Source organism: Mycoplasma sp. 'Moose RK' (genome assembly GCF_015708155.1).
Lineage (GTDB): Bacteria > Bacillota_I > Bacilli_A > Mycoplasmatales > Metamycoplasmataceae > Mesomycoplasma.
Window position 1 is genome coordinate 809,454 of the sequence record NZ_JADDYD010000001.1, and the last position, 15,334, is coordinate 824,787.

Sequence of the window (15,334 nt, forward strand, 5' to 3'; positions counted from 1 at the left end):
AAAATTATGAAAAAAAAGCTTTTTTCTAGTCTAAAAATTGGCAATTTTCAATTAAAAAATCGTTTTGTTTTTAACCCGATCACTCTAAATGTTTCAAAAGACAACCAGGTTTGCCAAGCTGATATTGATTTTTATAAACATCGCGCGCACAGTGCAAGTTTATTTGTAACTGGTGGTGTTTTTGTTGATGAAAATGGAAGTTTATTTAAATTTGGACATAGTGCTACTGAAAACAGTAATGTTTTTGGTTTGAAAAAGCTTGCTAAAGCAATAAAATCAAAAAAAAATGTTGCAATTTTACAATTAATTCATGCAGGTTCACACTCGCTTGCGGCTGTTGAAAAATTTGGTTTTTCATTTGGCCCATCTAGTTCAATACGAAATTATCCTTGAAAATATAGTGTTTTTCGATTAAATCAAAAGCAAATTCAAAAAATTATCAAAAAATATGCAGAGGCAACGAAACGAGCAATTGATGCTGAATTTGATGGAATTGAAGTTTCTGCAGCTCAAAAATTATTACCACAAGAATTTTTGAGCACTTACACAAACAAGCGGAATGATAAATATAGTGCCAAAAATCTTACAAATCGGACAAGATTTTTGATTCAAGTTCTTATTGAAGTACAAAAAACTATTCAAAAATCGGGACAAAAAAATTTTTTATTAGGGTTAAGAATGACAACTGAAGAAAGAAGGGGAAATGATTTTGGTTACACAATAGAAGATTTTTTTGATTTTCTTACGCAAATCGAAAAAAACCACATTAAAATAGATTATTTAGCGATTGCGGGTTGGGGAAAAGATCTATTTAAAGATCGTGTTCGCTCACCTGGAAAATATTTTGGCAAACTTGTTTCAGAGGTAATTTATGAAAAATATCAGGGAAAAATTCCAATAATGATTAATGGTTCAATTAATTCTTTTGAAAAATGCAAAGTCGCTATCAAATTTGCTGATTTAGTTGGGCTTTCCTCAGTTTTTGTTTCAGAACCGGATTTTGTCGATAAAGTTTCAAAGAATCAAGAAATTAATCTTAATTTGGCAGGTAAAAATTTTAAAAAATTAAAAATTCCTAAAAATGCTTTTCAGGAAATTTCGCATTATTTTGATTATGGACAAACATTGCCGAATGAGTCACGAGAAAATATTTCAAAAAATGCAAAAGACCGTAAAAAAACAATTTCCGTAAGGTAAAAAAATTTGTGATTCGATCCTGATATTCATTATTTTATCACAAAAAAATCAATAACAAAACTTTTTTTTATTTCCTTTGTGGTAGAACATTAAAGGGTAATTTTCCGACTTTGTCTTTTTAATTACCCTTTAATAGGCAGGCATGCCTAGATTTTTCTAACGAAAAGGCATTCCTTTTTTATGCTGTTACTAATTATCAATGATAATTAGTAAATTTTATAGTTTTTTTTTATTTCCATAAAAAACAGCATTTACTTTTTTTTTGATTTTTGACTTACTTAAGAAAGTATATATTACATAGTAATATATATAAAATTCCAAAAACTAACATTTTAAAAAAACTTTAAACTAATAACAAATTTGTATTAATTTTCTTGTGATGTAAATTTAAATTATTAAAATAACGACCAAACGAATAAGTTGAGTATTTAATTTTTGTATTATATTTAACTAAATTTGCAACAAAACTTTCGGTATAACTACTTGCATTCTGAAATAAAAATAATTGACTAACTGCAGCTGAATTAGACATTACATAGCGTAAAAAGTCTTCAACTTCTTCGATTTTTTGTCTGATCCTACTAAAAAGTCAAGGATTTTTTGTTGCTATAATTTCAAGATATTTTATTATTTGACGAAGTTTAAAAACAACTTTATCACCTTGATTTTTTTCAAAATAACCTAATAATTTTTGATAAAGTTGTGGGAATTTATCTTTAAACAAAATACGATTTAACGAGCTATTATTCTTTAAAGATACTAAATCGGATAACTTTTTTAATAGGTGGAATTTATCTAAAATATAAATTCCGTCTAATTGTTTTGCAAGTGTTTTTATTCATTTTGCCCCATCGCCATAGACAATAATTTTTAGATTTTTATTATAAACACGCCAAATTGTATCTTTAACAATTTCTGCAAGTTGATCAATTCTAAAGCTAGGGCTATTTGTTTTTCTTACTTCAAGAATATTAGTTTTACCAAAAACTTTTCCATTTTTTTTGCCTAAATATAACACTAGCATTCGATTTTTAACCTTAAATATTTTTCGATTTTGAACGATTTTGCTATAACTATCATCAACCGCTAAGTTAATATAATTTTGAGTAACACTTAGTTCATGAAAGCTTTCTAAATAGCTAGTTGTATCAATTTTTTTTAATATTAAATTAACTGACGTAGTTGAAATTGTTTTATTAAAAATCCGCGAAATTGCTGTGCCATATTTAACTTCGTATCAAAGGTTCAGAATTTTTTTAATTAGTGAATTAGTAATTGTTCTTCCTTTTTGCACTAATTTTTCAAAAAAATCACAATAGAAAATTTTTCTTTTTTTGCCAATGACTTCGCCGTTTTCATCACCTACTAAAATTTTTTTTCAATATCTATTAATTTCAATTTCAATTTTTCCGTATTCAGTTTTCAGTTTTCGTTTAATTTTTGAGTGAAGGCCTTGTTCAGAATTTTTAATTATTTTTTGAGAAAATTTTACATCTTCTTGTTTAACTTTTGCAATTAAGTTTGCTAATAAAATTTCTTTTTCTAATTCTGTATAAATCATAATTTTTCATTTTATAATAGAAATTTTTTTAAAAAAAGAAAAAATTAGGAAAAATTAACTTTTTTCACATTATAATTTATATTAATTAAGAATAAATTTTAGTCAAAGGGGTGTTTAAAATGGCCAAAAAACTAATAGAGAAATTCACACCTACTAGTTTTAATGATTCTCTTATTTTTTCTAGTCTTGAAGAACCAGTAGATGCTCATCCTGTTGTTGTTTTTTATGATTCAAACACTGATTTATACTATTATGTCAAAGCGCGTTCGAAATATAAAAAAAACGGTGAAATTAGAAAAAAGTTAAAAGGTGAGATTGAAATACCAAAAGTAAATAAACCTAAAACATTATTTAGAAAGGACTCATATCTTGATTGCTCCCAAATTTTTTATATAGACAAAGATGACTTGGAAAAGTTTTTAAAGAAAAATCAAACTAAAATTTGGGACACTCAGGAATTAGATTATTATTATGTAAATAAAATTTTCAATACTATCAATTCTTTTTTAAATCAAAGACCACCGTTTGTAGTGCTTACACAAGTGGATTATGATGAAAAAATTCAAAAAGCCACTTCAAAAGTATTGTATGCTAGCGATTGGCATCTTAAAAAAGACTATAATAATTCTTCAAAATCGCCCGAAATCAAATTTAAAAAAGAAGGTTTGCAAAAAGAAAGAGACTCTCAAAATCTCAATCTTTTGAGAAATAATTTATCACTTGCTAAGAAAGAATACGAGGAAGAAAAAATTCATTGACCTTTATTAAAATGAATTAAGAAAAATAAATTCATTCAAAATGGTCTTAATTCAATGGAGATTATCAAGCAATATAATTCATTAGAAGAGCCAATAATACCAATTAATATTGATGCAAAAGTAATTACTAAATCAATAATTGATTATGATAAATTAACAGATGAGTTACAAAAAAACGACTTTGAATTTATGATAAATTGGTTTGTTGAAAGTAATTTAAGTCTTGATCTAGACAATTTTAAAATATTCAAATTAATAATGCAAAAAGATAATAATCAAATTGATGTTTTTGATTTTAATCACCTAGAATTTGAATTTAACGATATTTTAAAAAAAATAGAAAATGAAAGATTTAAAACTTCATTAGTAATTCAAGCTGAAGAAAACTTGCAAAAAAATACTAACCAATCAAATCATTCAAATTCTGTTTGAGATAAAGCAAAGCAGAAACCAGAAGAAGAAAAAGATAAAAACAAAAAGAAACTAAAAATGAAGATGTAAGGAGAGAAATATGGAAATTGGGCATTTAATTGGTGCAATTTTCTCATTGATATTCTGGTCTAGTTTTGGAATTTATATTACAAAAGTTAAGCAAACAAACAGAATAAAAGCTTTTATTTCTAAAACAGCAAAGCGCAAACGAAATTTAACTTATTTTTATTTTTTAATTATAGCTTGTTTAATTTATGGAGTATTTTATGTTGCATTTGATCTATAAAAAATTGAAAAAACAAAAAATTCTATTATTAAGTACTAGTTTTTCATTAGCGCCAACTTTGTTAGTTTCTTGTTTTCAGCCTTATCAAGAAATGCAAAAACATATTTCTAAATCGCTCGTTCCTACCCCGGGTAGTTATAACCCAAAATCTGCAAATCCAGTTGCTGGAAATCCAATTTTAGAAGAAAATTCCGATACAATTACTAATTCGGTTTTAGGATTTAACGGACAAAAGAAAAACCCAAAAGAAGCAAAAAATCGCTTTAATGTTGAAAAAAATTACACCGAAGAAATTCCTGAAGCTAGTTTTATTCCAAATAAAGGCGGAACCGGGAAATATGGACTTTTGCCTTATTGATACTTTTTACAGTCAATTCCTGAATATCTAAAGAAAAAAGGATTTAATACTTATAAATATAATAAAGAAGAATATTTAAAAAGACTTGATTATTTTTATGAAAAAATTAGAGGATATTATAATCGCAATTTAGTTGATTATCAAAGTCCTGGAGTTCAAGGTGAAGTCGAAGTTTGAAAACAAGGCCTGCGAAAATCATATGAGGACTTTATAAAAAAAATGAATGGCAAATCAACTTATGATTTTAATGAAGATTTAACTGATAAGGATAAAGTAGATAGTATAGAGGACCTTAGATCAGGTAATTATTTACCGATAATTAAACCCGAACTTGACCGTTACAAAGTCCAAATTCCTAATGATGAAACAATAAAATACGCAATTGTTTTTGATTTTTTATTAGCTAATGAACGAATTTGACCTTCGTCAGTTGATAAACCATTACTCTCGGATGATGATTCAATAATAAATACTGCGCGTTATTTCCGAGATGATTATTATATTGAAAAAAGATATCAACCTAGTAATCCTGAAAAATTATGATATGAACTTGGTTGATTTATGCTCCGCCCGCAACGAATTATTAGCTCAGCCGCGGCTGCAAGAAGCATTTTAGAGAGCATATGAGATATTGAAAAACAACTTTTTGAACTCACGGATAGAAACCAGGAAATTTCTGAACAATTAGTTTCAAAAGTTAGCACAGTTTGAAATTTCACTCGATTACTTGCTAATTTTTTAAACCCAAAAAACCATTTAAATTTAAGAAAAGACTTAGTTTTTAATATTGACGCTTCAAATAACCAAGACGATCAATCATTGATTGCCGACTTGATTCAGTACTACAATCAAAAAATTGCACCAATTATTTGAAGAATTAATTTAAAAAGAACTGATAACAAATTAAACACTTTAACCAAATTAGTAAAAAAAATTCGGTTTGGTAACTATTTCAACACCTACCTTCAACCCCTTTTACCCAAAATTCAAGATCTACCAACTCAAGAAGATGCAAAAATTGGCAATAATTATTCTGAAGAACTTAAAGAAAAAGCACGCCAAGGAGCCAAAAAAGCTGGGCAAAAAGCTTGAGGGCAGTGACTAAAAAACTATCAAGATAAATACGGAATCCAATTTAAAGCTGATCCTGAAATCGACAATGAATATTATGATGAATCAAATTCGTCGGTAGTAAAACCAGAAAAAACTAAAGAAATTGAAAAAGAAAAACTAACAAAAGAAACAAAAGAAACAAAAGAAGAACTTCCAAAAGAAACAAAAGTAAGTTAAGTTAATAAAAACCACCTTTTTGGGTGGTTTTTATTAATTAAACTTTTTGAATTTTTTCCGAATTAAAAATCAGATACCAAAACTTAAAATTCCTAAAACAACAACGCTAACAGGAATAAATCAGTAAAGATTTTTGGGATTTTCCAGAAAGTTTTTACTATTTTCTAAATTTTCTAAATCGAATTTATAAGGCTCAAAATCAAAATTTTCAACTTTGAATTTTAAATCTCCTTGAGTCAAAAAATTCCCCGGTTTAAAAGTAATTTCCGAAATTTTATTATGCCTAATTTTTGTGAGAATATTATCAAATTCTAGTGGAGTTAAGTATTCTTCTCAATTAAGTCCTCAAGGCGCTAGTTGTTTATTTAATTGTTTTTTTAACTCTTCTGCAATTATTTTTGGGTCTTTAGAATTAATTTTGATATTTTCGAGCTTAATTTTTGACAAATTAGACTCTTTTGGGTTCCTAATATTCGGAACAACATTTGCAATTTCTAAATTAATATATCCTGGTAAGCTAATTCCTGATAGCGCTAAATTTCCCTGGCTTTTTGCAGTTTTTAAATCACCTTGAAAAATTTTAAAAAGTTCTGGCTGATTTAAAAGTTTTGGGTCAAATTGGTAATTACCACCAAAATTTAGTTTTCCGGCCGAAATTTTCTCGATTTGCTCTTTAATATAATCGCTTGCTTTTATCGGATCGGTTATTCCGTTTAAATTAATTTTAAAGTTTTTTGGCAAAACATTAAAAATATCGTAATTATCTTGAGCACTTTGCTGCATTTGTTTTAAATTAAATTTATATTGGTCTTTTTTTATAAAGTGCTTATCATCAGTTAAAAGTTTAATTTTTAGCTCGCCACTTTTTGTTGAATCGATTTTTAGAACAATATTTGGATTTTTTGTTTCTGAATTTATCAAAACTGATACTTTATTTACCAAATTATCAGGATTATCAAAAGCATTTTTATCAATTAAATCTTTTAGTTTTGACTCAAAATCAGGAATTTCAATTTCAGTTTTAGTTTTCTTTAATTCTTCAAGTTCGTTTTGGGTTTTTAATCCAGGAAATTCAAAATGCGAATTTGGCAAATTTAGTGATTTTGCTAAGTCAGAATTAATTTCAAAACTTCAATTATTGTTATATTTAAATGGGCTAAATTCAATTTCTTTTAATTTATCTTTCTGTTCTTGATTTAAATATTTTTCTAAATCTTTAAAATCTAAATTTTTTAGCTGAATTTTTTGGTTGTTATCAAAATTAAGTGAATTTAAATTTTGTAAATAATTCCCAAGAGCATTGTCAATTCTTTTAGTAATTTCTTGACTAACTGGGTCAAGAATTTCGCCTTTATCTAGTTTATAATTAATATAAGATTTTCAATGAGCCATAATTTTTTCATATGATAAATCTTTGATATATTTTTGGTTAAACCCGCGAATTTGTTTTAAATATTTTTCTAAATTTTTTCCAGCAACTGAATACCAAAAAGGAATATATATATTGGAATTAACAATATCTGAAAATAATTTAGTATTGTCATTATCACCAATTAAAAATAATTTAAACGCTTGCTGGTCGCTTTCATATCCTACCCGAAAAAGTCAAAGTCCAGAATCCGAAAAATAATCATTTTCATTATTATTGATTTTTATTTCTTTGCCAGAGGAATCACTAGAATATTGACTTGTGTTTGCTGCTAGTGATAATTGATTTTTCTGATTTTGATTAATTTTAAATTTTTTAATTGTTGCTTTATTATCTTGGAAGTTTTGCGAAAATATTAAATTAATCCCTTTTCCAGCAACTGCGGCCTCGGCAATAAAGCCATTTTCCCTAATAGCATTGTCTTTATAAAAAATATTATCTGCTAAATCAGAGCCGTTGTTTTTTACCCATAAAATTTGTTTTTTTGTTCCAGTTTGTGGGTCAATATTTGGATCATATTCTGGATTTTCTAATTTTTCGCCGTTTTCGCCGATAATTGGATTTCCTGAATCGTCTAAAAGATATTGGGATATTAATTTTTTCTGATTTAAATTTTTTTCTGGGTCTCAACCAAATCATTTTCCCTGAAGTATGTTAACAACTGATTTTGTAACTAAATCGATTGAATAAGATTTTTCAATTTCTTTTTTGTCTTGTTTAAATTTTTTAATTTCAATTCTATATTGATTAGTTCCACCATTTTCTTTTTTTTCTAATCTTAAATCTTGAAGTGTTGTTTCAAATTGATTATCTAATACATCTACTTTTTTCCCATTTATAAACAAAACTTCACTTTCATCTTTTGCAGCATTAAATTTAACTTTCACATCACCAACAAATTCAAACTTGCCCCCATAAATGTTGTTTCCCTGGTTTTTTTCTTGTTCTTCCTTTTTCGCCTCTTCATCCTTTTTACGTTCAGCTTTTTGTTTTACCAATCCTTTAAGGTCGCTGTCATATTTTCAAACTTGCGAAGGAATTAGTTCAAGACGTGAAGAAAATTCTTTTTGCAATAAAAAGGGTGTTGGTTTCCAAAAAGTTGGGAATTTATCGGGTGTGTCGTAATTTACAATATAAAATTTTTGGCGATTTTTATCGAGTGGATGGTCAAATTCGATTCAAAAATCTGCTGGATTTTTTGAAGTAGACCAAGTATTGTAACTATATTTTACATTATAAGGATTTTCATCACTATTTTGCTTTTTGTTTTGATTTCATCATTGATTAATTTTTTCTTCAAAATATTCTTTATTTGATTTTAAATTATTAGCGTTTGTATCTGTATGAGTTTTAGTAGGTTTTTCGGTAAAAAGGCCTCCAGAAGCACCAGAATCAGTTGAAATTTCATAACCTTTAGGAAATTCAAAATTAAAAGAACTACGAAGATTTGAAAAATAATCTCTCAATTTGGAGCTTTCTTTATTTTCAAATTCAATTTGAGTTTTATATTCAACAAAGGCACGAATTGTAACAGCTAATTTTGTAATTTTATTGTCTTTAACTGTGTATTCAAAATTTAGTTTAATATTTGTTAAATTAAATTGACCAGTTTGGGGCGTATTAAATAATTTAGTGAATTCCTGACCCAAACGATCAATTCCTTCATGATAAAAATATTTATAATAAGAATCACCGCTTCTAAGCGAAATATTAAACAAATTAAAAAAATCAGTAAATTTTTGATCTGAATCTTGCAAGGTTTTACCGTATAAAACATCTTCAAGCTCAATTTCAAAGTTATCATCAGAAATTGAATCATTGGGTTTGTTATTTAAATTATAGACCCCATCTGGAATTGTAGTTTTGCTTCAATTAGCAACTCCGCAATTATATCCCGCACTATGACAAGTACCACTTAAATAACTTCTTTCTTTACTGAATCATTCTTTAGAAAAATTTTTTACTATGTCGTTTTGTCCCGTAAAGCCGTGATAAAAGCTATTAAGTCCAACGCTAATTTTCCAATCATGATTTGTTTGTCCGAGATCAAAATTAAAGTTATCATTTGTTTTAGTTAAAGAATATTCGTTTTTTGGGGTTAAATCACCTCAAATTGTTTCTTTTTTAACTTCAAGATTATAAATAGGCATTTCATAAGTCGCTGATTGCAAAAAAACTGATGAAAAAGAAAACAAAATTAAAAAAATTTTATTTACATTATTTTTAGTTTTCATTTTGTTCTTCTCCTTTTTCTTGGTTGATTTTTTCATCTTGACTTTGACCTAAATCCATACTATCTTGGGTTTTATCATTAGAATTAGGCTCGTATGATTCTTTTAAAATTGATTTTATTTTGCGTAAACTAGTTGGTTTAGCTACTAATTGATCTTCATCATTAATAATTTTTTCAACTTGTTCGGTTAATAAATAATTTTTATAGCTTTCATAAATTTCTTTTTTTCTTGTTTGATTTTTTTTCTTTAACAAAATATATTCTTGTTCTTGTTTTTGTTTGAGAGATTTAAACAAAACTAAATCTTCCATTTTATTTTGCTCAATTTCGAATTGAGATTTTTGCATATTCTCCAATAAAAGATTAATTATTAGGTTTAATTTAGAATTAATTAACTCGTATTTATGCTCAAATACAATATTATTTTCTTCCAAGCGCAAATAAAAAGGCGATAATGACGTATAAACAGCTTTTCTTAATGAATAATAAATATCATTTTTTAGTGCTGAATAATATTTAAGAGTATTTTCTGAAGTTAGTGTATTTAAAATTAAATATTTTAGTAACTTATTTGGATTTTCTTTTTTCAGTTTTGCTTGAGCACGAAAATTATTAATAATTTTTGCCTCATTTTTTTCTGAAAATTTTAATAAAAATGAGGGTACTTCAGCGTTAAATTTTTCTTTAGTTTTGTTTTTGTTTGATTTTGGTTTTTTAGATTTAGAACTTTTTGTTTTGATTTCATTCAGACCATCTGCCACTGATTTAATTAAATTTTTTAATTGCAAACTTGAAAATTGAAAATTTGTATTTAGTTCTTTTTCTTCTTCCATGTTATCCTCACATTATTTTTTACATCTGATTATTTTGACTAATCATTTGCTTTATTTCCTTTATCAAAAAAATATTGTTTTTCAACATCATTAAAATAAGCTCGTAACTTAAATCTATCAACAGTATTAACTGTTAGTAAAAATTCACCAATTTGGGCTAAATTAATAAATGATTTTTCCTCCTTAGTAAGACCGCCCGATGATGAAAAAAGTTTATCAACCTTTTCAATATCGTTGCTTTTTAAATTGAAGAAGAAAGCATATTGGCAGTTTTCAATAATTGCTTCTGATTTTCGAGCAGCTTCACCGCTAATCGCAAAATCACCCGGATTTTGTGTTGTTATTATCAAAGAACCATTGTATTTTCTGATAGTTTTAGCAGTATCAAATAAGAAATTAAGAGCAAATAAATTAGACTCATCAATAAATTTATGACCTTCATCCACAACTAAAACAATTTTGCGATTGGATTCTAAATAAAATTCAGAAATCTGGCCTTGAATAAATGAAAGAGCAAGGAAAAACGCTGCTTGATAGACTCTTTTTTCGAGGTTCATTAGAGCCGCGACATTAAAAATACTAAATTTAGTGTTAATTTCGTTTGTATTTGAAACCCCGTTAAACATTCTTCCTAAAATTGAAGAACTATCAAAACTTGCTTCAAAATTAGCAATAATTACCTGCTTTTCCATTTCCGGTAAATAGCTAAATTCGCTTTCTTTAATAACTTTAATTAAATCATCGATAATCGGATAGTCTTCATTTTCAAGTTTGGAAATATCTTCTTCAATTTCGTAAAATCCAATTAAATCATAAAGTTTTTTTACACAAGAAATAATTGCAATTAAAGCCGTGTTACTAATATTAGGAAAAACAATTTGAAAAAATGTTTCTAATTTAGACAAATTAAGTGCAATTAAATCAGCATTAATAATTCTATCATCCTCAGAAGGGTTAAAAATTTTGCGGATTTGCAGCGGATTAAAAACTGATTGCCCACTAGAGTTCAAATGAATTACATTAGCGCCTAATTTCTCACCTATTTTTCAATATTCGTTCTGTGGATCCAAAACTATTACAGAATTTCCTAGCGAGATATTATAAGTAATTAACTTTTTCGTAATTGTAGTTTTTCCAGAGCCTGAAGTTCCCAAAATAAATAAATTCGAGTTTTTTCGTGAGCCTTTTTGGTAAAACTGATCAAAAAATAGTGGTGTGTTATCGTAATAATTAAGTCCTAAGGCATTAAAATTATTATCATTAAATTCGCGTAAAGTAAACGGAAAACCCCAGGTGATATTATTAGTGGGCATTTCCATATATTCTTTTAAATTATCATTTTGCCGAAAAAAAATGTTTAAATAAGCAAAAAGTTGCTTAAACCTTAATGAAAAAGGAATTGCATTAACAGATTTAATTAAATTTATATTAGTATATTCTAAATTATCTAGTTCTTTGCGCGAATCAGCACAGTTAATAAATAAAAAAGTTGAATAAAAAAGATTTTGCCCACTAGCAGCCACATCAACAACGTTTTCTAGTGCTTGCTGTTCAAATTCGCCTTTTCTTTTTAGCAAAATATTTCTGTTTTCATCCATTTGGTTCAAAGAGAGAATATTATGTGCTTTATTAAGAATTTTTTCTTTATCTTTGTCAGACATTTTTTCAATGTTTCAAACAATGTTTGAATCAGAATTAAAAAATGTATTTGCTCAAAAAGGTGGTAATTCCAATGGTAATTCCGAAAAAGATTGTAAAGAAAAAAATTTATTATTAGATTTAAAATATTTAGAATGTCATTTAATTTCATCTAGTGCAAAAATTGACTGAATTTTATCTTTTAATTCACCAGTTTTTTTTGCAATTTCTTTTAGTTTATTTTTAGGAATATTTTCGATTTCGTGATTTAAATTAACTATTTCTTTTACGAAATCTTTATCAACTTCATCGTTTGAGTTTAAAATTTTTAGCGATAAATCGAGTAAATTCTCTATTTTTAACTTTTCAGCAACAATTTCTAGTTGCGCCAATTGAGACTTGATTTGTAATAATTCCAGTTCTAATTCTTTGATTTCAAAATCATAAACAACTAAAAAATAGTTAAATTTTAACTGCCCTTCAAAAGTTAGATTAAGATCTTCATAATATCCTTCACAAATTTCTTCATTGGCATTTATTTTGCAGTTTGTAAATTCTTTATCTAAAAATTTTTGGTTTTCCTCAATATCGTTTTTCGCTGCGATTTTTATTATTGATATTTTTTTATTAATATTGTTTATTATTTTAGCAAAATTATTAAAAATATTACTCTGCGTTTCTAAGTCATAAGCAAAAATATCAATTCCCTGAATTTTCAAACCACCAACATACGATTTGCCATTAAAAAGAAAATCATTTTTTATTCCAATATAAGGAATTAAATTTTTTGTATTATTTGAGCCATTTGCATTTATTGAATATTTTTTGGGCATTGAAATAAATCTTAATCAATAAACTAAAATTTGTCAACCGCGTGCTTTTTGACTAGGGAAATTAAATAAAAGCGGCAGACCAACAAAAGCAAAAAATAAAATTACAATTAAAATTTTGATTAAAAAATTTAAGTTAACATTAATAGTGAAACCAAAAACAAGCGCAAAAATAATGACAATCGATAAAACTAGCAAATCTCAGATATTAAAATTCCTGAAAATGTGAAGATTTATTTTTGATATTGCCTTATTCTGAATTTGTTTTTTCATTATTTTCTTTTCCTTTATCATTTGCTTTTGGTTTATCTAATTCTTGATTTTCTTGGTCTTGTATTTTTTTTCTTTGCCTTTGTTTTTCAATTTTTGTCTGAATGAAATTATCATAACTTGATTTATAAGAACTTTTTTCACGATAATCCTCATCGTTGCCAATTTGGACTGTATCGTATAAATTTTTTGACCTTTTTGCAAATTTTTCGTTAGCGATTTTTTGTTTTCTATCTGCATATTTTTTTGCTAATGTTGTATCAACAGTTTTTTTCTCAGCTCTTTTGGCTCTTCAATCAGCAAATTTAGAAAGATTTTTTGAGATTGTATAACCTTTACCTTCAATAATCCCCATATCTTTGCTTTCTTTAAATGCCTCTTTACCTTCTCAGGCGGAACGGATAAACCCTTTTCCTTCGCTTCTCGATTTTTCTCAACCTTGGCGAAAAGTTTGTCCTAATTGTGCTTTTTTATTTGCTAATTCATTAAGTCGTAATTTCTTTTGCGTATTGGTAATGCGCCCCGCGCGATAATCATCTTTAATTTGTGCTTTTTCAGAATCATAATAACCTGTGAGCTTAGCAAATTTGCGATATTGTTTTCTTCCAAAAGCAGGAGCAGCTGCTAAAAGTCCGGCAGTCGCTGATACTCCTAATGCAGTTTTATGTGCTCATTCTTGTTGGCTTCTGACAAACCCTTCACCGCCAAAGTAACCTGCGAATTCTTGCGAAATTGTTTTAATTGCGAATCCGCCGCCTAAAATCATTATTAAAGAAAAAACAAAACTTAATATTCAATTCGCAATTCCGCCGTAATCCGTATCATTAGTTTTGATAAAATCTCAAGCGTTAACTGAATATTCTGTTCAAACAAAGAAAAATAAAAAAGCGACTTGGTAAATAATTACTACTCAAAATTTCGCCCAAAAACCATTTAAATATTTTTTAAAAAGTTTTCCGTCATCGCTAATTTGTGAAATTGAAAAAACGGGTAACAAAATAAGTTGGTAAAACATTTGGGCGATGTTCGCAACTAAACTTGTAAGCGTTGTTCCTAAAAGTCAGGCGATCGTCAAACTTGATAATAATACTAACAAAATTAGTTTTGGCCCTTGCCCTCATGACCAATTTTGATAAATTTCAAAATCTATCACATTGCCTTTTGACAAAATTGTAATTTGTTCTGGCTTTAAATTTAAATCACCGCTGGCACCGCGAATTAACGAAACATTTAAATCGTAATTGTAATTCAGACTAGATTTAATCGCCATAATTGTGATATTTGCACCAATTAAAATGATAAACAGAAATGCAACAAACAGAATTGGAAAGAAAATTGCTGAAATTGTTTTTAAAATTATGTTTTTAACTTCCCCTTCACTCGTTCTTCCTTGACTGTCCTTACCATAAAACAACCCTTTTAAAAGCCGATATAAAATCAAAAAAATTAGCGCTCCAGCAGATAAACCAACAAAAATTCAGAAAGAAACTGGGATTTTGTTAATTTCAAACCCTTCTTGGCCAAAAAAAATTCCTTTTAGTAAGCTAAAATTAATTGACCCAAATAAAGTAGTAATAACTTTAATTATTACTAAAGGAAACCAGCAGAATATATATCAACCCGCCGCGAAAAATCCATAAGCAATCTGATTAATCAGTCAACCAAACATTTTTTTACCTTAAATTATTAAAACTTAAACTTCTGAATTTCTTCGATTATTGCCTGAGTTGCGCTTGGAGCTGCGATTTTTTTGAGTCCATTACCAAAACTACTCCATAAATTTTTAAATGTTGCAGTAATTGCTGTGCCAGCAATTAGCAAAATTACAATTACCCCAATGATGACAATTCCTGTTTTTAGTCGTTTGTAAATCTGTTGTTTTTTTTCAAGTCCCGCGAATTTGGCTTGCAAGAGTAAAGTAATAACAAACACAATCATTGCCGCGCCTATAAGTCCGACTAAAGAGCCAAAAATAATTGTTAAAAAATTAAGTGTGTTTGAAGAAATATTGTCAACTGTGCTTTTTATCGTTTCAAGGCCATTTTCTTGAAAAAGACTAATTAAATCCATTTTAAATCTCCTTTATTTTGTTTTTTTCATTATTTTTAATAAGCTTATCTATAAGTTCAATTTGTTGTTTACGTGTTAAGATTTCAGCTTCTAATTCAGATAAAAGTAATTTTTTTAATTCTTTTAAAGTATCAGTATCTGATTCTTGT

General features: G+C 27.4%; 10 protein-coding genes. 4 read left to right on the forward strand and 6 right to left on the reverse strand.

Annotated features, from left to right (window positions below; translation table 4 throughout):
• Positions 1-6 precede the first annotated feature (6 nt).
• On the forward strand, positions 7-1,197 hold the full coding sequence (locus IM807_RS03060) for an NADH-dependent flavin oxidoreductase (RefSeq protein WP_196363062.1): 1,191 nt from the start codon (positions 7-9) through the stop codon (positions 1,195-1,197).
• A gap of 343 nt (positions 1,198-1,540) precedes the next feature.
• Here the strand turns inward: IM807_RS03060 and IM807_RS03065 are convergent, their stop codons facing one another.
• The gene (locus tag IM807_RS03065; RefSeq protein ID WP_196362795.1) at positions 1,541-2,758 is read right to left on the reverse strand and encodes an Mbov_0401 family ICE element transposase-like protein; all 1,218 of its coding nucleotides are present in this window, start codon (positions 2,756-2,758) and stop codon (positions 1,541-1,543) included.
• 119 nt (positions 2,759-2,877) lie between these two features.
• Between IM807_RS03065 and IM807_RS03070 the strand changes: the two genes are divergently transcribed.
• Genes IM807_RS03070 through IM807_RS03080 form a run of 3 tightly spaced genes read left to right on the forward strand, consistent with a single transcriptional unit; the run spans position 2,878 to position 5,882 of the window.
• Positions 2,878-4,017: an Mbov_0400 family ICE element protein gene (locus IM807_RS03070; RefSeq protein ID WP_196362794.1), complete on the forward strand. Its 1,140-nt coding sequence runs from the start codon at positions 2,878-2,880 to the stop codon at positions 4,015-4,017.
• 10 nt (positions 4,018-4,027) lie between these two features.
• Complete coding sequence (locus tag IM807_RS03075; RefSeq protein ID WP_196362730.1) at positions 4,028-4,234, forward strand: hypothetical protein; 207 nt, start codon at positions 4,028-4,030, stop codon at positions 4,232-4,234.
• Entirely contained in the window at positions 4,215-5,882 is a 1,668-nt protein-coding gene (locus tag IM807_RS03080) for a hypothetical protein (RefSeq protein ID WP_230861180.1), read from the forward strand. The genes IM807_RS03075 and IM807_RS03080 overlap by 20 nt, the downstream gene beginning before the upstream one ends.
• Positions 5,883-5,915: 33 nt before the next feature.
• Here the strand turns inward: IM807_RS03080 and IM807_RS03085 are convergent, their stop codons facing one another.
• Genes IM807_RS03085 through IM807_RS03105 form a run of 5 tightly spaced genes read right to left on the reverse strand, consistent with a single transcriptional unit; the run spans position 5,916 to position 15,185 of the window.
• A complete protein-coding gene (locus IM807_RS03085) occupies positions 5,916-9,545 on the reverse strand; it encodes an Mbov_0399 family ICE element protein (protein ID WP_196362792.1) in 3,630 nt (1,209 codons plus the stop codon).
• Positions 9,535-10,377 carry an Mbov_0398 family ICE element protein gene (locus IM807_RS03090; protein ID WP_196362791.1) on the reverse strand — a complete coding sequence of 281 codons (843 nt, stop codon included), beginning with the start codon at positions 10,375-10,377 and terminating at the stop codon, positions 9,535-9,537. Before IM807_RS03090 ends, IM807_RS03085 begins: the two co-directional genes overlap by 11 nt.
• Before the next feature lie 38 nt (positions 10,378-10,415).
• Positions 10,416-13,118: an Mbov_0397 family ICE element conjugal transfer ATPase gene (locus tag IM807_RS04425; RefSeq protein WP_196362790.1), complete on the reverse strand. Its 2,703-nt coding sequence runs from the start codon at positions 13,116-13,118 to the stop codon at positions 10,416-10,418.
• On the reverse strand, positions 13,096-14,784 hold the full coding sequence (locus IM807_RS03100; protein WP_196362789.1) for an Mbov_0396 family ICE element transmembrane protein: 1,689 nt from the start codon (positions 14,782-14,784) through the stop codon (positions 13,096-13,098). Before IM807_RS03100 ends, IM807_RS04425 begins: the two co-directional genes overlap by 23 nt.
• A 17-nt stretch (positions 14,785-14,801) precedes the next feature.
• On the reverse strand, positions 14,802-15,185 hold the full coding sequence (locus tag IM807_RS03105) for a hypothetical protein (protein WP_196362546.1): 384 nt from the start codon (positions 15,183-15,185) through the stop codon (positions 14,802-14,804).
• Between the last annotated feature and the right edge of the window lie 149 nt (positions 15,186-15,334).